The organism is Mesorhizobium sp. M00.F.Ca.ET.216.01.1.1 (genome assembly GCF_004010325.2).
Classification (GTDB): Bacteria; Pseudomonadota; Alphaproteobacteria; order Rhizobiales; family Rhizobiaceae; genus Mesorhizobium.
On the sequence record NZ_SADR02000016.1, the window covers coordinates 58,380 to 77,544 of the forward strand.

The 19,165-nt window shown below is 58.4% G+C and carries 15 protein-coding genes and 6 pseudogenes; 8 read left to right on the forward strand and 13 right to left on the reverse strand.

From position 1 onward, the window contains the following. Positions 1-208 precede the first annotated feature (208 nt). Positions 209-1,339: an ImmA/IrrE family metallo-endopeptidase gene (locus tag EN859_RS20635; protein ID WP_189350289.1), complete on the forward strand. Its 1,131-nt coding sequence runs from the start codon at positions 209-211 to the stop codon at positions 1,337-1,339. A 4-nt stretch (positions 1,340-1,343) separates the two neighbouring features. After that, complete coding sequence (locus tag EN859_RS20640) at positions 1,344-1,787, forward strand: hypothetical protein (protein WP_126038466.1); 444 nt, start codon at positions 1,344-1,346, stop codon at positions 1,785-1,787. 319 nt (positions 1,788-2,106) lie between these two features. On the opposite strand, the gene EN859_RS39390 is transcribed toward EN859_RS20640, so the two are convergent. Both EN859_RS39390 and EN859_RS20650 read right to left on the reverse strand, forming a co-directional pair. Next, entirely contained in the window at positions 2,107-2,310 is a 204-nt protein-coding gene (locus EN859_RS39390) for a hypothetical protein (RefSeq protein ID WP_245455144.1), read from the reverse strand. Between the two features lie 413 nt (positions 2,311-2,723). Further along, entirely contained in the window at positions 2,724-3,647 is a 924-nt protein-coding gene (locus tag EN859_RS20650) for a DMT family transporter (protein ID WP_126038463.1), read from the reverse strand. On the opposite strand from EN859_RS20650, the gene EN859_RS39395 reads away from it, so the two are divergent. Then, entirely contained in the window at positions 3,626-3,943 is a 318-nt protein-coding gene (locus tag EN859_RS39395) for a hypothetical protein (RefSeq protein WP_245455143.1), read from the forward strand. The two genes, EN859_RS20650 and EN859_RS39395, sit on opposite strands and share 22 nt — an antisense overlap. Before the next feature lie 481 nt (positions 3,944-4,424). On the opposite strand, the gene EN859_RS20670 is transcribed toward EN859_RS39395, so the two are convergent. The 4 genes from EN859_RS20670 to EN859_RS40295 form a co-directional block, all read right to left on the reverse strand. Beyond that, entirely contained in the window at positions 4,425-5,378 is a 954-nt protein-coding gene (locus tag EN859_RS20670; RefSeq protein ID WP_348629319.1) for a PLP-dependent transferase, read from the reverse strand. Continuing rightward, a complete protein-coding gene (locus EN859_RS40515; protein WP_348629318.1) occupies positions 5,344-5,697 on the reverse strand; it encodes a PLP-dependent transferase in 354 nt (117 codons plus the stop codon). The genes EN859_RS20670 and EN859_RS40515 overlap by 35 nt, the downstream gene beginning before the upstream one ends. Before the next feature lie 67 nt (positions 5,698-5,764). Then, the gene (locus EN859_RS40290; protein WP_189350294.1) at positions 5,765-6,214 is read right to left on the reverse strand and encodes a fatty acid desaturase; all 450 of its coding nucleotides are present in this window, start codon (positions 6,212-6,214) and stop codon (positions 5,765-5,767) included. Then, on the reverse strand, positions 6,202-6,879 hold the full coding sequence (locus tag EN859_RS40295; protein WP_126038453.1) for a fatty acid desaturase: 678 nt from the start codon (positions 6,877-6,879) through the stop codon (positions 6,202-6,204). The genes EN859_RS40290 and EN859_RS40295 overlap by 13 nt, the downstream gene beginning before the upstream one ends. Positions 6,880-6,954: 75 nt before the next feature. On the opposite strand from EN859_RS40295, the gene EN859_RS20685 reads away from it, so the two are divergent. Then, positions 6,955-7,257: a hypothetical protein gene (locus tag EN859_RS20685; protein WP_126038450.1), complete on the forward strand. Its 303-nt coding sequence runs from the start codon at positions 6,955-6,957 to the stop codon at positions 7,255-7,257. 25 nt (positions 7,258-7,282) lie between these two features. Here the strand turns inward: EN859_RS20685 and EN859_RS20690 are convergent, their stop codons facing one another. Continuing rightward, positions 7,283-8,434 (reverse strand): DUF418 domain-containing protein, encoded by a 1,152-nt coding sequence (locus EN859_RS20690; protein WP_126043860.1) that lies wholly within the window; start codon positions 8,432-8,434, stop codon positions 7,283-7,285. Between the two features lie 1,202 nt (positions 8,435-9,636). On the opposite strand from EN859_RS20690, the pseudogene EN859_RS39410 reads away from it, so the two are divergent. Both EN859_RS39410 and EN859_RS40300 read left to right on the forward strand, forming a co-directional pair. After that, positions 9,637-9,797: pseudogene (locus tag EN859_RS39410) on the forward strand (ISNCY family transposase); the annotation flags it as partial. A 332-nt stretch (positions 9,798-10,129) separates the two neighbouring features. After that, positions 10,130-10,330, forward strand: a complete 201-nt coding sequence (locus EN859_RS40300) for an ATP-binding protein (RefSeq protein WP_281015622.1) — start codon at positions 10,130-10,132, stop codon at positions 10,328-10,330. Between the two features lie 286 nt (positions 10,331-10,616). Here EN859_RS40300 and EN859_RS39415 read toward each other — a convergent pair. From EN859_RS39415 to EN859_RS20735, 4 genes and pseudogenes are all read right to left on the reverse strand, one after another. After that, positions 10,617-11,113 (reverse strand): annotated as a pseudogene (locus tag EN859_RS39415) (IS110 family transposase); the annotation flags it as partial. 140 nt (positions 11,114-11,253) lie between these two features. Then, positions 11,254-11,427: pseudogene (locus EN859_RS39420) on the reverse strand (IS110 family transposase); the annotation flags it as partial. Between the two features lie 542 nt (positions 11,428-11,969). After that, positions 11,970-13,250 (reverse strand): plasmid partitioning protein RepA, encoded by a 1,281-nt coding sequence (gene repA, locus EN859_RS20730; protein ID WP_126043858.1) that lies wholly within the window; start codon positions 13,248-13,250, stop codon positions 11,970-11,972. A 245-nt stretch (positions 13,251-13,495) separates the two neighbouring features. Continuing rightward, positions 13,496-14,026, reverse strand: coding sequence for a DUF1612 domain-containing protein (locus EN859_RS20735; RefSeq protein WP_126038438.1), 531 nt, complete (start codon positions 14,024-14,026; stop codon positions 13,496-13,498). Between EN859_RS20735 and EN859_RS38210 the strand changes: the two genes are divergently transcribed. Together EN859_RS38210 and EN859_RS39425 are read left to right on the forward strand one after the other, a co-directional pair. Beyond that, positions 14,025-14,495 carry a hypothetical protein gene (locus EN859_RS38210; RefSeq protein WP_189350296.1) on the forward strand — a complete coding sequence of 157 codons (471 nt, stop codon included), beginning with the start codon at positions 14,025-14,027 and terminating at the stop codon, positions 14,493-14,495. The two genes, EN859_RS20735 and EN859_RS38210, sit on opposite strands and share 2 nt — an antisense overlap. Positions 14,496-14,796: 301 nt before the next feature. Next, positions 14,797-15,609: pseudogene (locus EN859_RS39425) on the forward strand (transposase family protein); the annotation flags it as partial. Here EN859_RS39425 and EN859_RS20750 read toward each other — a convergent pair. Further along, positions 15,581-16,674: pseudogene (locus EN859_RS20750) on the reverse strand (HPP family protein). The pseudogenes EN859_RS39425 and EN859_RS20750 overlap by 29 nt on opposite strands. 1,636 nt (positions 16,675-18,310) lie before the next feature. Further along, positions 18,311-18,905 (reverse strand): annotated as a pseudogene (pmtA, locus tag EN859_RS20765) (phospholipid N-methyltransferase PmtA). Between the last annotated feature and the right edge of the window lie 260 nt (positions 18,906-19,165).

A 19,165-nucleotide genomic window follows, 5' to 3' on the forward strand; every position in this document is an offset into this window, starting at 1 on the left:
CGGCTATCTCGCCGATGTCCTCACCAGGATCGTCAACGGCCACCCCAACAGCCAGATCGACGATCTCCTGCCTTGGGTCTACATCAACAAGCTCCAGCTCAAGGCTGTGGCCTAAGAACACCGCTTACATTCAATCCGAACGCTAGTTGAAGCAGTCCGGAAAACTCATTCAGACGAAAACACTCTGTTGCGAGCGACTGAGATGCCATTGAAACTTACCCCCCGACCTTCGGCAGTGGAAAGCATCCGCCGCGCGCGACGATTGTCAATTGAAGCGGTCGCGATTGAGGCGAATATCCGACCAGATTTCTTGACTGAAATGGAAACAACCCCAACCGACGTCAGCAAGCGAGTGGCGTTTTCACTTGCCTCCGCTCTGGCTGTACCGGTCCAGTTCCTGTTCGCCAAAGACGTAGAAATCGACGCCAATATGCCTGATTTTCGCGCCGCCAATAATAGGCCAGCGGTTCTTACATCGGCAGGACTAACGCGAATCGCGCGTGCTCGTTCTATCGCCGCCTACTTGGCGGACCGAGCGTTCGAAGACTGCACCAGGTTCGCCAATACAAATAGCGTGACCATCCATCAGCAGTCGACCGCGCGAAAGCTATTGAAATCGCTCTATGTCCGCGTCCAGCGCGTCGATGGATCGGTGGATCCTACCCTAACGTTCAGGGAGACGCGTGTATCGCTAGAGCGGAAAGGCATCATCGTGCTCTGCGATAGGGTAGCGGACCCGTTCCGTGGGTTTTGTTACTCTCCTACCGGTGACTTTCCCATCATCTTCGTGAATACAACCGGGCAGCGGCCCGCTACCAAGCTGTTCACACTGATGCATGAAGTGGTGCATGTGCTCCTTGGCAAAACGGGAGTTTCAGACCCCGCCATTCTCAACAACCAGGTTGAAAGATTCTGCAACTCGGTGACTGCCTCGGTCATGATGCCTGCGGAGGAATTTTCCCAAGCCTATAAAAGCGTCGCGGGAAGGGGTGCCAGGGCCGTCGTTGATCTCCTTTCCAGACGATTTGGCGCCAGTAAGCAGGCGAGCGCCTTACGCGTCTCTGATTTGGGCTTGAGCAAAGGCTTTTACGCTGCGTGGTCTGCGACCCTGCCGTCTGAAGTCCCCATGATCGAAGAAGAAGACGAAGGTGAGGAAAACAGCGGGGGCGGTGGAATTAGCTCGCAGATTGCCAGGTTCGGATATCTTCTGCCTAACATGCTCACCGCCGCCGTCGACAGGAAGGCAATCTCTCAGTTCGATGCGTACCGGCTCACCAATCTGAAGCCAAGTACGATAAAGCAGATCGCCGCCATCGGTGTTAACCGGCTGGGGCCATAACAGCATGGCCTATAGCGGCATCAACTTTGTGCTTGATCTAGAGGCATGCCTCTATTTTAGCGAAGCTGGCGGAAACCTGAAAGCCGCTCTGTTCCAACGCGCGAAAGTCGAACGCATTGCGGTACCCAAAGAGGTTTTCGACCAGGTTCGTATCTTCGACAAGAGCTTGGCCGATGAGATATCGGAGTCGGACATCGAAATTGTCGAACTCGATTCCGATGTATACGTGGCCGCTTGCGCACTCAACGAAATCTTTATGACCTCAGGGCATCGGTTAAACGCGGCCGCAAACGAAAAGGTCCCCGTCATAGCGCTCGTCCATTGTGCGCAAAATGGCGCTAAGCCGCCATGCCATTTGGTATCCGGCGACAACGGACTCCACTCCTCGTCGATGAGAAGCCTCTGTGCCGCCCTGAAAGTCCCTTTCATGGAAGTCACCAGCTTCTAGCAGCATTTTGGCGCTGTGCGGGAACTTGGTGTGGGACCAAGTGGCAGCTTTGCTCGAAAACCCATCTAAGCGACTGTGCCCTTCCCGAGAGATGGGTGCACTTCACCATGTCTCCGGTATAAACCGTAACCTATGTCTCCAGAATGGACCCCTGATTTCTTTGGCGCACCCGACAGGGTTCGAACCTGTGACCTCTGCCTTCGGAGTTTTTTAGACTGCCCATCTGAAAAACGCGATAGGGGCATGCTATGATACTCTATCTCTTAAAGCGTGTCGCGATTTAAGGGATTCAGGATTCCCTTTGATTTGAGTTCGTGATTCATTGCGGTTGAAAGGAGACCGCGATGGGCAAGCCACTACCGTCTGCGAGGCTCTCGCCGATATCTGCCATCTGTTCGAGCCAACCGAATGCAGAAACTTCTTCAAAGCGGCCGGATATGAGGCCGATTAATCGCGACACGCTTTTAGTCCCGGCCTCGGGTGGGATCAGCGCACAGACCTTACGCTCGAGTTGGCGGACCATACCTGCCTCAGCTTCATTCCAGCGGTATCGAGTTCGTTGATCGCCGTAGTTAGCGCAGCGAGCTCCTCCGCCGAAGGGGTCAGCAGCGGCACGATTGCACGTCATAGTAAGATGGCAGGAGGTCCGAGTGGCCCAAGCAGAAGGCAATGCATCCCCTGCCTTCCTTCCGCACTCCAGCGATCCCAAGCTGCTTCTAAAAACTGGATGAAACCTGGATCGTGAACTGTCTGCAGGGCGCTGGACGTAATCGGCTTCGGCGCTAGAATCCGTTCGAACCCCACATTGCGAAGGCCAGCGATTATTCGTTTCGGCCGTTCTGGTGTGTCGAAGCAGGGCACCATCTGTCCGCGCCATAGCCCGCCCGCGCTTTCATGAGCATATAAGTCCTCGGAAAAGACAATAAGCACGTTGCCCTAATCCTGTTCGCCAATTGGGCGTACTTGCATAGAGACGGCACGGCGCTCTGGCATGGATGTAATCAGCGCACCGACGATAATGGCTAATGCTGCAAACATTCCTGGACCTGTCAGCCATTCGCCGAAGAGCGCGGCTGCTAAGAGCGCAGAAAAGAACGGCTCGCTCGATTCGATGACCTGCGTCTTGTATGCCTCGATATGTTGAAGAGCGAGAATTGTGCAGTAGAACCCAAAGAACGAGGGGATAACCCCCAGTGATAGCAAGCTTGGCAGCGCATTCACTGACGGGATTGGTGCTCCGCTCCAAGCATAGGGAACAGCGAGCATAACGAGGCCATAAGCCAGGCACCACCAGAAGGTTTCTAGGGATGAGCGCAGCTTAAAGAACTTCCAGGCGAAGATAAAGCTGGCGTAGCCTAGACCCGCGATAAGGGCGAGGCTGACACCGATAATGCTTCCGGTCATCAGGCCGTCCCCAGCAATCACGACGTAGCCTCCAAGAAAGACCATCGTCATGGCGAACGCCTTTCGCGTAGTTACCGTTTCCTTCAAGATGAGGATGTCGAGCGCGATTGCACCAAGGCCGCCAGCGAAAACAAGGATCGCGACAAGCGGGATCGGTGCATACGTGAAAGCTTGGGTTTCGAAATGGTAAAGTGTGAAGATGCCAAGCGCGGAGCAGACGGCGATCTTCCACGATCCCGTGAACACTGAGACTAGTCGGGCTAAACCTCCAGACCTTAAAAGGATGATGATCGAGAGCAGCGAAAACGCAATGGCGCAACGCCAAAATGCAACTGCAGTGTGATCGAGGCCTTCCTTGAAAGCGGACCGCGAAAGCACGCCGACGGTTCCATTGGACAGAGCTGCAAGGAGAGCGAAACCGGCCCCAAGGATTGATGAAAAATAAGCATTTCTCATGGCGGTCACTTTGTTTCTATCATATGCGAGCGGCAGGCCTCGCCGAATGCACGAAAGATTTCGACGCTGAGCAGATCCTCAACGTGAAACCATTCAGGATGCCATTGTACGGCGGCAGCAAAAGTTGCCGTGTCCTTTACCGATATAGCTTCAATAACGCCGTCCACGCATCGCGCATCAACCGCAAGGCCATCCGCCAAACGCGCGATCCCCTGCCGATGCAGGGTATTAACCAAGACTGGATTTTTTTGCGAGCGGCGGATGCATTGGGCAATGTGGCCGTGGCCTTCGGCTAGAATTGCATGAAAGGGGTGTATTGAAGGTCGCGTGGGAGAGAGAGGTCTTCCACATGAGTGATCCGACCTTCACCTTCCGAGATGTTGCTTGAGAGGCTGGCACCAAGTGCGACATTGAGTTCTTGCAGCCCACGGCAGATTCCGAACAGGGGAATGCCCGATGATAATGCAATCTTGATCGCAGCAAAGCTTGTCCTGTCCCGGTCAAGATCAAGCGTCTTTGGAAAGCCTCTGGGCCCCGTAAAATGAGGGCGAGACGTTCGACTCCGCCCCGGTCAGCAGTACGCCATTGAGGACTGACAAACAGACTCGCAAATCCCCTTCCACCAGTCCGCACGGGATCACTAGCGGTAAGACACCTGCGGTCGTACGCAGGGCTTCAAGATAACGAACGCGTACGGTCTCATAACCGACGCCGTCCTCTGTCCGCCGGTCGGAAATGACACCAACGCGGGGCCGCTGTTTATCAGCGAGGCCACAATCAGGTGCCCTCAAGAGCTTGCCCAATATCGGCGATGATATCCTCAATGTGCTCAAGTCCTACAGAAATCCGGATTGTTCCATCGCAAACTCCGGCAGCAAGGCGCGCCTCGCGCGGTACCGAAGCATGTGTCGTCGAGGCTGGATGCGTGGCGAGTGTTCTCGCGTCGCCAATATTTGAGACGTGATAGGCGAGTCGCAACCGCTCGATAAAACGGCGCCCAGCCTCAATGCCGCCAGCGATCTCGAACACAAGCATCGGGCCACCATGATCACCCATGTTCTGCTCGGCGCGATGCCGTTCAACAATCCCGCCAAAAGTCGGATATGTTACGTCGAGAACGCCAGGATGCGCCATGAGAAACTCGGCTAGCGGGCGGGCATTGGAGCAATGTCGAGGCATTCGCAAAGGTAACGTTTCCAGACCTTGGATACAGAGAAAAGATGCGAATGACGACGGGCAGGGACCGAAATCGCGCATGAGCGTATTGCGCATCTTGAGCAGAAACGGGCTGGCTCCGTAGGGGCCGGGCAGATTGCGCGCGGCATCGAGCCAAAGAATGTTACCGTGCGAGATGTCAGGACGTGACATCAACGAAAAGCGTTCGGAATAGGCAGCCCAGTCGAAGGTGCCCCCATCCACAGTAATGCCGCCAATCGTCGTGCCGTGGCCGCTGATATATTTGGAAGTGGAGCGCACGGTAATGTGCGCGCCAAGCTCGAGAGGGCGGGAGATAAGAGGGGTCAGCGTGTTGTCGATGATCAGCGGAATTCCGAGTTCCTGCGCGATCGCCCCGACCTCGACGATCGGGAAAGGGCTGAGCTTGGGGTTGGGAAGCGCTTCGCCGAACCAACAGCGCGTTCGGCGATCTGAGGCTTCGCGGAAACGTTCGGGATCGCTTGGATCGACGAAGCGGGTTTCAATCCCGAGCCGTTGAAACGTACTGGCCAGCAAATTGATTGTGCCACCATACAGGTGCGTGGAGCTTACGATATTGTTCCCGGCTACGGTGAATGTTTAGGATTGAAAGCATAATTGCGGCTTGCCCCGACGAGGTTGCCAAGGCGGCGACGCCACCATCCAGAGCCGCAACGCGTTGCTCGAAAATATCCGTTGTCGGGTTCATCAGCCGCGAATAGGTGCGCCCCTCGCATCGGAGATCGAAGACGTCCGATGCGTGATCAATTGATTCGAATGCAAAAGCATTCGAGAGATCGATCGGTACAGTTGTAGCAAGGGTCGCCGGATCATAGCGATAGCCGCCATGCAACACTGCCGTTTCCGGATGCAGGTGTGGCGTTGGCGCCATCGTGCTGAAGGGTCATTTTTCTCTGGTTTGGTCAACATTGGATCTCTCCGGGAGTTGCATACTTCTCGGCGCGGCATTCAGACTGGGCGAAACGCTTCCGGTTCTGGTCGCGGATCAGTTTCAGGATCGAAGGCTCACCATTTGGGCCAGGCTGGAATATCCCACCCGTTTCGGAGCAGTGCGCCGCATAGACGGTGTCCCCCATGCGGATGGCATGTGCTTCGGGTAAGCGCCAGAACGGGGTTGTCGGGTCGAGATGATGATCGAGATGGTAGTTGTCGTTATTAATCGCGGTCAGCCACTTCTCGATATTACAGCTGCGGCGGTTCCTAGCCATGTGCAGGTTCACGGTCTGATTTTCGATGGAGCTGCAATGCTCAGACATCTCGATAAACCAGCCGATAATGTGGAATGAGGTGAGGTAGGGAACGACCCAGAGAAGGACGACTTCCGAGAAGTAGCCATAGATCAAAGCGTACACGACGATACAAGCCCAGAACGCGTAGAACCCCCAGCGATCGAACTCGTAACGCCACTTTTCTCCCGCATCACCCCTACTGAACTCTCCTTACCGGAGAGGGAATTGAGGATCATTTGATATCTGTTGCGGGCCAGATACTTCAGATAGGCGTAGGTTTTCGATCCAAGCAGGGGCAGGATGATGAGCTTCCAGACGAAGGAACGATCCGCTCGGGGTGTGAAGACACCTTCCGCGATGAAGAACTCCAGGTCAGGATCGGCGTCGGCTCTTCCCAGAAAGGGATGATGGCTGTGGACGTGTGATTCCTTGTAGGCAAAGTGGCGCTGAAAGATGGGCCAAGCCGTTGGCAATGTGCCGAGCAGGAAGTTCAGCAGACGGTTCTTTGTCAGCACACCGTGCGCAGAATCGTGCAGAATGGTGGAGATTCCTCGCTGATGGGCTCCGATCATTATCACCGCGAGAGGATAGAACCACCAGCTGACCCCAATGACCAGCCACGCGAAGGCAGCGATCACCGCATAATCCTTCACGATATAAGGCGGGCCATGCCAATTGTCAGTTGTAAGAGCTTTGATGTCACTAGTGATGCATCGATCAAAACGATGGTGAACGTAGCGGCCGGGCGCTTCGATGCCGCTGTAGAGCGGCCGCGCGTGAGCGTTCATGAAGACACCTTTTGCCGAGAATTGCAGCGCCACTCTGCGGTATAGGCACCGACGAAGCGGTCAATGAGATCAGCTTTGACGTTTGGCATAACGATCGCGTGGGCGGAGTTGTCATGGCATGCGAGTTGGTATTCGCTGACGAGCCTCTCGGATGGCTTCGGAAATACAACCGTCAAGGACCATGGATTGAGCAACACCGGGATGCCCGCTGAACGAAAATGCTGCTGCGAGGCCTTCCGCATTGCCGATGCCAACTCTAAGCGCCTGCGCGACCGTTTTCGCGTCGATCTCACAAGGCGGCAGGGTGGGGAGGAAGTCCCCTCCCCTGCCGCGAACAAGCTTTGGATAAAACCCCAGCTTTTTCTGTCCCCAATGTGATCTGGAGGCCGGGGCGCTGCGGTGCTCAGCGGATGTGACGCGCGAGATCTGCGATCCTACCCATCAGCACTTCCATCGGTCCTCGCTGGAAGACGCGCAGCCAAAGCACCGCGAAAGTGCTGATAACCACGACGAAGCCAAAGAGCATGGACAGGCTCCCGTCTTCGAGAACCAGATCTATCCCCATAGCATGGTTAAGATAGGCTATTCCCACAATGTGCAGCACATAGGCCGTCAAAGGCATCGAGCCGACCGCGATTATTGGCCAGACCAGCTTTCGCAGATGCGGGAGCGCATTCATAGCGAGCCAGCAAGCCGCAATGACAATCAGTGCGCAACCGGTGTTGCCCAGGATCGAGAACGTCTTCTCGCTATGAGGTGCGGCAACCAATAACACCCAGGGGTCGCTAGTGGCCTCCCTCCACCAATCGGGGTCGGCGGGTACACCATGTAGCAAGCGCAGCGCGAGCCAGGATCCTCCATAGCCCAACACGGCCAGCGCGCCCCCCGCTAGGCCAAGGCGCCAATGCATTGCTTGCGTATTAAGGCTAAGGCGCGCGATGGCCATGCCTGCGATCACGAAAGAAACCCAGGTCATCGCGGGATAGGTGCCGCGGACCATGAAATCAAACACCGGGTCCAAATACTCCACGGGGCCAAACAACTGAAGGAGGAAGCACACTTGCGGGAGAACTAATGCGGTCCCAGCAGCGAGCAAGCCGAGCTGCTGTGCGCTGAGCCGATAGAGCGGCAGGACCAACAAGAAGCAGATTCCGTAGGGTTCCAGGATGACTGCGACGTTCGTACCGAGGCAGGTCAGGATTGAGCCAATCGCGAGCAAAACAAGGGCACGAATTGCGACTCTGGCAACGGCCTGTCCACCTGCTTCCCCCGACTTCGGCGTCTCGCGGCCGGTAATCAGGATGATCGAAAAACCGGCCAATACGGCAAACAGGGCGGACGACCGCCCATAGGCTAGCTCCATCAGATCCCGGACCAGTGCTACGTCGGGAAAGTTACCCCCGACATGGACGACACACATGCCTAAAACAGCCAGGCCGCGAGCAAGGTCGATGTCGACCAGCCGATCTACGGCCGCCCCATCCCTCACGTCCGCAATCGCCGACGTTGCCTCCTTTTCATACGGAGGATTCTCAGTTTGTGGTGTATATGGCATCACGACGGGTTTTCTCCTTCATATCGAGTTTGTCCCGTCACGGATTAAACTCACTTCAATCAACGGTCAACAATCACTTTGCTGCCGACTCCCTCGGAGCAGGCCCTCGTCAGCCTCATTGAATTCTCCCCTCAGTAGGGGCGGCAGTGACATATCCTCGGCGATCCGCTCCGGGCTCGGCGTGGCACGAACGATGCCATGCCGGCGGGGCCCTCGCACAGGAAGCGCGTGCCACGACCTTCGCCGTTACGCCTGTCTTCCCCGTCAGTCTGAAGCCAGAGGAGACCGGTGGAATCGGAAATCATGCCGTCCGGCGAGTTGAACCTCAAGATCAAAGCAGGGTCAGAGCCGTTCGGTATATCGCAAGCTCAGAACTTCCGGGCTGGCATCGAGGCCGGCATCTCTTGCCTCAAACGCGCTTATGGCTTGGGGCGCGGCACCTGGCGCGGCTCGACTCGGCGAGCGTCGGCCAATGCCCCATGATCCCATCGCAGCCAGATCGCTCTTCTCGCCATGACCTGCACGGCATTTTGCCATCAGGCGTTCCAAGAAACACGCGTTAGCCGGCGTAAGCCCCTTGATCTATGTTCCCCTGGCGGTGCGCGGGAGCTACGCCCTCACCACATGGCCGTGGCCGAAAATGGCCTCCCGCTGCGCGTCAGGGATGTCGGATCGAAGGACGCATCGGAGCGAATCTCGAGAACCGCCGACATGATGGAACTATGGCATCTCCTGGATCGTAAGCCCCGGCAGCTGTCCGGCGGGCAGAGGCAACGAGTCGCCATGGGGCGGGCGGCAATTCGAGAGCCCAAGCTTTTCGTGCCGATGACCGCTCTACAACCTAGACACGAAGCTCAGGGGAAACATTGGCGCAGATTCGCCAGCTGCACAGGGAACTCGGGGCGACGTCGATATATGTCACGCACGGACCAGGTCGAGGCGATGACGCTGGCGGACCGCACGGTCTGCTCAAAGACGGCGTTTGCCAGCAGGTCGGCACACCCCTCGGACCTCTATTCGAAGCCCGCGAACACTTCACGGCAGGTTTTGGGAGGGTCCAATGTTCGACGGCCTCGGGTTCACCGAACAAATTCCACCATCGCTACATGACAAGTATGCATCGGATCGGCCATCACCTTGGGAATTCGGTCCGAGCATCTGGAAGTCCAGGACACAGAGGTGGCTCGGTTTGTCGCCGACCGCCGAAGGTGAAGGCCAACAGCAAGAGGATCGGTTTCAAACCGAGTGGCCGCAAGCCGGGGCGTCGGACTGATTTCACGAACGATCCAGGGTCATTGCCCGACGTAGCAGGCGCTTTCCCGCCTTGATGCGGCGGAATAATCAGCTGCATTCATGGTTTTAAAGTTAACGCCAAGGGGTGTCCCTCACCCGCCCCGATCTGCCCTTACAACCCGGACCAGCCGGTTAGATCGGGGCTGATCCTCCTGCGCACAAGTGACATTTTAACTTTGCCCCACGGCGGACATTTCAATCTCGCCGCCACATCAAACGGTGTAGCCAAAGCGAACCGCTTTACAAAAGCCGACTTCAGCGAGCTTCGCCAGGCCATCGGCATCGTTCGTGTTTTGTTGAGTCCCGCTTAGGCGCACGAGAACTTGTCACCGGCCAGACCGGCACCGAAAGTCATGGCTGGCCTGTGCCTTCGGCCGTCAGGCAGCACGGCTCGATCATTCCGTGCTCTACCTGCGCGTTCCACGGCTCTTCGAGGACCTGGCGCTCGCCCGCCTTGATGGCCGCTACCCCCGCCTCATCGACAAGCTCACGCGCGTGCAGCTCCTCATCCTCGACGACTTCGGAACCCACTCCCTCACTGACCAGCAGCGCTTCCATCTGTTCGAAATCGTTGAGGAACGCTATCGGCGCAAACCACCCTGATCACCGCCCAGGTCCCGGTGGCCAGATGGCATGACCTGATCGCCGAACCAAACATCAGAGGCCGCCGCCATTCTCGACAGGATCGTTCACAACGCCCACCGCAGTGCTCCAGGGCGACAGCATGCGAAAGCAAAAAGCCGCGCCCCTCTTGACCGGCACTCAAAACGGCGAAATCAATCATATATGAACCAGACAAGGCACCCAAGGACTGACACCGCCAAACTGTCCCGGCATTGGTGAAACTGCTATATAACGGAACTCTTGTCCGGCTTTTGCGAAATCCGCACAGAACCTTCCGCTCCCGGCAGACGCGACAGCGATCCTCCTCCTCGGGGCTCGGTGCATTGACCATAGCGCATACGCGCGGCTCTCCACGCTTGAGGGCCAATAGCGCGCGAACCAACGCTTCACCATCCAGCCTGTCCGTCTTCGCGCGCCGCCGTCTGCGCGATGTTGCTATCGAAGCCGGATCAACGACATAGCTTTCAAAGCCGTTCGCCTTGAGAACACGATCGATCCAGAAGCCGTCAAGTCCGGCTTCCCGGATGGTCACAAAACTGATCGCCCGTACGCAATCGCGCCTTCTCTTAAAGTTGAGAAAACTATCCAGCAATGCGGCCACATCACCGCCGCTCACCGCGTGTTTCGACATCTTCTCACCGTTTCGCGGCGACAACGAAGTGATCAACCAGGTGGAACGGCTCAGTTCCAACGAAACGAAAATTGCACAAGATCAGTGCGGATAGCGGTTGGTATATGCGCTTGGGAAGTTACAGCTTCCATGACGGCGTCTCCTATGAGTGAGTGCGTTATCGCAGCCTCACTTTGCAGAGCGCCGGCCGCTATTCACTTCCCATGGGATCTTAGTGAAACAAGTGTCCGCCGACTTAGCGGAATCCCTGTCCGGCTTATGCGAAATGCGAGGCATCATTGGAGTCGGTCTTGTTGAGTGTCTCGTTCAAATACCTTTTGCGCGTGCCGGGCTTCAATGCAGATCGCCGGAGCCCCTTCGGCCGTTAGCGCATGATAGAACCACGTCGACAGCGGCCCGCTTTGAAGACGACGCGCTTGGCGTGCGGCGCGTGTTTGCGGACAATGTCAGCGCTGCCCAGGAAGTGCCTTGGCTATCGGACGCCAGCCGAGGTGTTCATGGGGCATGCGCGATTGCGGGTAATCCTCTACCCTCCACTCGTCATTGTTGCACTTGGATTAGATTCTCCACAATGGAAGGGCGGAAGGTGACGGGCAGGCACTGCAGGCAGCGAATGACGTCAGAAGGCATGTAGACGACCTCCTCCGCGGCGATGGACAGTGCCAGATCCTCAGACGCAGCGCAGTTCCAGGCGCGCCGGCGCAGCGTCCAGGCAGAAATGCGGCCCCTGAGGGCATCTTGCCCTCTCTGACGGATGGGTTTGTGGTCAACTTGCGTTCAGCGGATGTCAGGCGACTTTTTCTGGACATCACCGGCCCCAAGCTCTGTGCATCAAACATACGATGGAGGCACTCCATCGCGAGGTTATTTGTAGCTCCCGCAAATCGCGAGAGTGCGATCTCATAAAAGCGTCCGCCATGGCGTTGGCCTCCTTCAAGAGCTCAGCTGGTTCGTACAACATCGAGCGCATGCGCTGCGTGCGTGGGCTCATTTGCTAAGCCTCCTTGATGGGGGTTTCGCCTTACCTGCAGTCGTCGAGCGCGAAGCCTGCGACACATAAATCGGGGGACGGCCCCAAACCTCGGATATGATGTCCATTACCTCCGCATTGGTGGAATTCAGCGATTCTATCGCTTGCTCGTATGCCGATCGGCCTACCGCTCCCGCTGACAGCTCATACAACGATCGGTTTTTGAGCCGCGCTTCCCGGATCGCGTTCGATTCCCAGACGGTCGCAGTCAAGAGATCATCCCCCAGGGAGTCCCGCAGTAGTGCGACCGTCTCCTGCTCTGAGACGTCGCGCGGGTCGTGTCTTGTTACCAAGAATTTGATAAAATCATAATTTACGGACCTCCCAGCTTTTTCGATCAAGGAGACGGAATGCGAGAAAACGTTGAGGAACATGGCCATTGACGCAATATCAGCCAATTGCGGGCGGACCATCACCAGCACGCCGGTCGCTGCTTCAAACGCACCCACGGTCAAGAAGCTGTATTCAGGTGCACAGTGGATCACGACGACGTCGTAATCCGCCTCGACGTCCTTGATCGCAGACACCATTCTGACGCTAGCATCTGGGAGCCTCAAGCCCTCGCTTCTGTAGCGCCGCGAACTTTCCTGCTCGAACTCGCCGAGCTCGAAAGAGCCCGGCACGAGATCAAGACCATCAAAATGGGTCGATCGGATTGCAGTACGTATACTGGCCCGGTAGTCATCATAGCGCACCGCGGCATACATGCTCGCATTGTGGACGGGAATGATACTCGAGAAGTAACCGAACATTTCCGACAATGAGCCCTTCGGATCGAGATCTACAGCGAGAACGCGGAATCCTTGAAGTGCAAGGCCCTGAACCAGATAGAACGCTGTAGTGGTTCTTGCGGGGCCGGCGGCTACTGAGATGATCTGTAGTTTCTCACCCTCGCGCCTCCGCGGGCAAAATTTCAAAGCCTCTTTCGGACGGGCCGAAGCGAGATAAGCACGAAGGTCGTTGATCTGTCGAAGCGTATAGGAGCGTCGCCCTGCGGTCCCTAGCTCCGGTGTTGGCCCCAGACCATCAATTGACAACTGGCGCAGATAACTGTCCGACACACTGAGAATCTCGGCGACCTCTCCCAACGAGAAAGAGCGCAAGGTCATGTGGTCTGGAAATGGATAATTGATAGCGGCGCCGCGCGCGCGTACGCGATCCCAGAGTTCTCCGCCCTGACGCTGAATGCGCTCCGACGTTGTCTCCTTTTCATACGGAGAACTTACAGGTTGTGGCATAATGGGCATCACAACGGTTTTTTTCTTGCATGTCGATTTGTTCCGTCACGGCTTAAACTCACTTCAGTCAACGGTCAACCAGCTTGCCGCCGGCGCCATCGGAGCAGGCCTTTCGTCAGCATCATTGAATTCTTGTGATTGTTTCCTCTTAGTGGGGGCGCAGTGACATTTCCTGGCGATCCGCTCCGGGGTCCGGCGTGGGCTCGTCTTCGGCCGGGACGAACGATGCCATGCCGGCGGGGCATTCACACAGAAGCACGCGCCACGGCCCTCGCCGTTACCCCGTTATGTCCCCCGCAACATTTGGAACAACGGCCCTCAATGACGTCGCGAGCCATCTCCTCTCGACGCCGGCCGTCAAACGCGCATTCCTGTGGATGTTCATTCGGTCCTCCGAGAATCACAGAAGCTTCGACAACCTCAGCTTTCCCGGTCGGGACCGAATAAACATGTGTGGAGTTCTTGCGCCGGTTCCTCAGCCGGCGTTCCATCTGTACTTTGGCCAGCGCCAGACGGTCGAGCTCCTTGAGCCCAGCCGCGGCCTCTGCAAACGCATCGAGCACTGCCAGCAGCCGGATGGTCTTTTCCCGCGCGCGCCGCCGATCCCGCGGCACGATGCGCAGTCCGGCATTGAGGCAAAACAGATGCGAACCGACCTTGCCGCGCTGCCTGAGCAGCGCTGCAACCAGCAGCGGCCCGAGCCAATGCTGGTGCTGCAGCGGCTCTATGTGCTGCCACGCGTCCCAGGCGATCGCCGCGGCCAGGATGGCCGGCATGTTTTTTCACCTGGTCGACGACGGCGAGCCAGTCGGCAAGCCGCCGGTCCTCGTCGAGTCGAGATCGCGGATCAGCGGCCCGAAGCTGTCCGGCAAGGCCTCGCGCGCGTTTGCCCCCCTGCCCTGCCGTGTCGACAGCCAGGCCGTCCGCACTCCGCGGCACCAAATCTTCGCCCGCCAGCAGCCGGCTGGAGCGGGCCAGCACGGCATCGATCTCCGCCAGCTCTTCGCTCAGCGCATCCATTTGTTCGGTTTCATCGGCCAGCACGCTGTCGCCGGCGTCGTCGTCCAGCCCGGCGGCGGCTGCCGCGGCACCGGTGGCAGTCCGCCCCGCGTCCGCCCCATTGCGGCCGTCGCCCTGCCCTTCGCGGCCGCGCAGCGCCAAAAGGCCGGGTCGCGACAGCGCCCAGGCGGGGTTTGTGCGCAAGAATCCGGCGCCGGACGCGCGGCACGGCATGCGCGCGGGTGAGTTCGTGGGTCGGGTGCGGATGTCTATGTGGGCATCGTGCAGCACGAGATCTTCGACATGAACGACTCCCCGTCCAGCCACAGCACAGCAGCGGCGTCGGCAAAGTTCTGGGGCTCGATCCAGCCGCCACGAACCGGCGATCGGGCCACGCGCTCGTCGAGGCGGGCGAGACGGTCTTCGGCTGTCGCTTTTACTTCCCGATTTCAAACAGGGAAAAGTCAGGTGTTGGTTAGGTTTAGGCGCTACGACAGCCCCGATTTTTCGCTAACGATTTCACTGACTGCTCGATTTGCCGCACCGATTGCACAACCGGAAAGCCGCACCCGGCACGTCGCATTCCGACGAAGCATGGTCGGCGCACGTCGTCTCGCTCGCGAGCTCGACAGGATTCTCGACGGTTCGGGCCAAGACGCGCGGCAATCAACCGGGCCGCGGCCGAGCTGCGCCTCTCGACCCGCCAAGTCTACAATCTGCTGGCGCGCTACCGCAACGATCGGACCGTGACGTCGCTGCTGCCCCAGTCGGATGGCAGCCACAAGAAGCGCCTTGATCAAGGCATCGAGGCGATCATTGCGACGACGTTGCGAGAGCGGTGGCTCGTGCTGGAGGCTCCGCCGCTCGCTCCCGTCGTGGCCGAGATCCGCGCTCGCTGCGAAGAGGCCGGCTTGGCCGCTCCGTCCTATCTCACGGTCGCCGGCCGGATACCGGGCTGTTCAGCCCCGAGGAGATCGCGAGGAAACGGTCCGCCAATCCGAAGCATCTCCAGCGGCTCAAACCGCGGCCGGGATACATCCATGCGGCGCCTCCGCTCGATGTCTGCCAGATCGATCACACGCCCTACCGACATCAACTTCGTGGAGGTCGTCGACGGCGGCGGAACGTTCATCGGTCGGGCATATCTCACGATCGTCACCGACGTGGCCACCCGCTGCATTCTTGGCTTCTGCCTCACCCTCGAGAAGCCGTCGGCGCTGTCGGTCGCGCTCTGCCTGGCGCACGCCATGTGTCCAAGGAGGCATGGTTGGCCGCGCGCGGCATCGTGTTCGGTCGACCACGGTCGCTCGTCACCGACTCAGCCAAGCAGTTCAAAGGACATGCCTTCCAGCGCGGGTGCGGCGGGCTTTGAGCGGCGACTTGTCTGCCACCTGCACGCGCGCCGCCGCTGCCAGCAGGTCGGTCTGGATGCGCCGCTCGGCATCGACGATGACTACGGCATGGCTGCGGCCGTCGGTGAGCACGGGAAGCAGGCTCATCGCCGGCGTCTCGGGCGAGCCGGTGCCCGCCTTCGAGATCACGTCCTTCACCGTTTCGGTCGTCTGCGTCAGCTCGCGCAACCCCAGGGCACCGGCCAGTTGGCCGTTCGAATCGACCACTGGCAAGGTGCGGATGTTGTGGTCGAGAAGCTGCTTTTGGGCCTCGTCGGCGGTGGCATTTTCCGGCACCGAAATCACGTCACGGGACATGATGTCCCGGCAAAGCAGCGTTTGGTGCGAGCGCACCATGGCCTGCAGCTCGACCTGGCGCAGCAGCCTTTCGAGGTCGTCGCGGCCGATGTCGAATGTTTCGTCCAAACGGCGAGTGCCGTATCGACATCCTCGGGACGGAAGCCGACGCGCTTCGTGGCCGGTGGATCGGCGGTGCCGTGGGTGCTGGCCGCGGGTACATGGACATGCGGATAGTTGCGCCGCGACAGCCGGTGGAAGAGCAAGCCGAGCGCCACCAAAATTGTCGAGTTCAGCGCCACCGGCACCAACGGGAACAGGAAGCCGAAGCTGAGCACGGCCGGTCCGCCGAGCACGGCCGTCAGCGCCGCGGCACCGCCTGGCGGATGCAGGCTACGCGTGAATGACATGGCGGCGATCGCCAGCGCCACAGCGACGCCCGACGCGATTACCGGGTCGTGCACGAAAAGCGCCACGGTCACGCCGACCAGTGCCGAGATCGAATTGCCGCCGACGATCGGCCAGGGCTGCGCGAGCGGGCTCGACGGCACAGCAAAGAGCAGCACGGCGGATGCGCCGAAAGGGGCCACCAGCAGCGCCACATGTGGCCCGCCGCCTATGGCAAGCCCGCTGATCACACTGGTCAGCGCAATGCTGATCGTGGCGCCGATGCAGGCGAACAACCGCTCGCGCAAGGTCGCGCCGGCGAGGATTGGGACGAAGAGGCGAAACGCCATGCTAAGCCTTGGAACGAGAGGAACTCTGCGCTGTTCGCAATGCCGCCGAAGCCACGGATTTGAAAGTCAAACCAATTCGAATATCTGCGGCCGGGGAGAATATTATTGCGGCACCGGTTTGTGCGTTCGCCGCCAGCGTCTGGTGCTTTTCAAATCGCGTCAGAGCCTGGGCGCGGAGTTATTGAAGCTATCGCTGAAGCGCCGATTTTTCCTTGTGAAGATATCCGTTCTGAGCCCATGGCCGCCATTGGTGAAGCAGTACCCGATGACAAGGACATGGTCATGCCCGACGTATCGGTAGATGCGCCGATTCCGGAGGATCGAACGCACCGGCTGAAGGCAGACGGACTCGCAAGAAGAAGCGCTGGCAGAAAGACGTTTCTCTGCGGCCAGATGAACGATGGAGCGGCGCCTGCCATGGGTGCTCCGCCATAACCGAGCTGCGCGGTAGGTCAACTGCGCCAGGATTGAAGCTGCCCTGTCGAACTGTCCATGACAGGCCGGCAGCATCTTTGATCAGCCGCTCTCCCGTTTGGACGGCCACGAAGCCGGGTCTTACCGGGGAGAGGCTGCCGCTGGCGAGCAGGCCATCTGCTTAAAACGTTGTCGTAGCCGGTGAATGTTGACGTAGCCGGTGAATTGAGTAGTTGCACGCCAAGCACACTTGCAGCCGAACATCATCTCTCCGCTGCTTTGGCCCGCAAGCAGGCGGCGCTCAGCGGGCTAGAAACAGGGCCTGCTGTTTTCTCCGCGGCGTCAGCCACACGATCACAGAACCGTCGATGCAGGCCCTCGCCTTTGCCGAGTGACTGCTCAAACAACCCCAATTCGACGTGCTGCGGCAGCATGGCTGCGAAAGTGCGCGCCACTGAGCCAATCAGCGCGATAGGCTAGGGTTGACTACCCACACACCAACCGCCTCCCAATGCCTCGATCGCAACTTCGCTCTTGGCCGGCGTCTCGCTTGTCCGCGGCATGCCCAAACCGTTGCAGATTCAGCGCTCCTCAAACAGATAAACAGGTTGCGCATGACATCAGAGCCGAAGATGGCCGATAGGACGGACGCCTTCTATCGCTTCATTCGTCCTTCCAAGCGCCGCCTTTTTTCCAATGAGCCCTCTTTGTCTTCGCTAAAATAGCCGAAGTTAAATTTCGAGCGTTTCGGCTTGCCGGAAATTAGGGTCTCGGTGGATAAACCCATGGCTTTTGGGGTGCTGGCAGGAAGACCGATGCGCGGGCGTGGATGGATCAAGGCGTTGCGTCAAGACGAGGCTCGGCAGGTGCTTGCGCGCATTGCGGAACTGGGCGCGACCTCATAGCGCCCACACCTCAAGGACGCCATCGACGTTTCGAAGCCGGACATGAACTTCGCAATGCGAAGTTTCGCCTGGCGCGTCTCAAGGAATGCATCTCCGAAATACCGGAGAAACACAGGCGTTAGCGGAAGCTTCGTCGCTCTCAATGCTTGTAGCCGAACATCATCTCTCCGCGGCGATCAAATCGAGCCTCAGAAAATGCGGAATGGAAGGCGGTCCCGCCAAAGCGCGAATGGCTGGCCCCATCACCAAGTTCAGCCGGCTTTGCAGTCCTGTACAAGGATTCCGAAAGCCACCTGTCGCTCGCGTCCACTGGGGTTTCACACTGCTCGTCGATAGGTCCAGAGTTGTGCGGGGGGAACATTGCGAATGACGAAATCATAGTGAGAAACGATGTAACGGTCGGGCATTTTGAGCACCGGTGACAGAAGACCGTAGGTGATTTGGATCACAGGTCGCCCGGCGGGGATTCGTGCAAGCAAATCCTCCAGCAGTGTGAGGCGCTGTTGCATCGGAAAGCTCAACATCGGCACTGCGCTTATGACACAATCGAACTTTTCCCGGCGCTCCCCCAGGGTTTCTTCCAGGGCAAACGCATTGCCCAAGCGGAAATCCACTCCCGGAAAGCCTCGCACCAGGCCGTCATAGAAATCCTTGGAATATTCGACCGAAGTCAACCGATGCGGTTTGATGCCTCTTTCCAGGATGGCCCTGGTGATGACACCAGTCCCGGCACCAAGCTCCAAAAACCGGCAATCCAGAATGAGGGTTGACCACACTAGCCATGCGGCGCGCCGCATGGATCGACGTGGGCATGAGTGCGCCCACACCTTTCTTATCCTTCTGCCAACATTTGAAGAATTGCACTTCTTCCTCAAGTTTCTTGCCAAGTCGCTCTTTCAATCGAAAGACCATATCCGCTCCCTTCTCCCGATCCGAGTCGGAGCGCCTTTTTGTCGAAGTTTCGCTATAGAAACAAGCCTGACTCACAGGGATGAATGCCGCGCCGGAGGCGCGAAACGCCCGCGCCGGCTGGCAAGCCCTTGTCCACCAGTCCACCAGGATGACGTTTTTCTCGCTCAGATGCGCGCCAGTTCTTCCTGTATGGAAATCTTGGTCATGGCCTCGAGAGGCCCTCACGGCTCGTCGAGCAGCCGTGTCTCCGGCTGCACCAT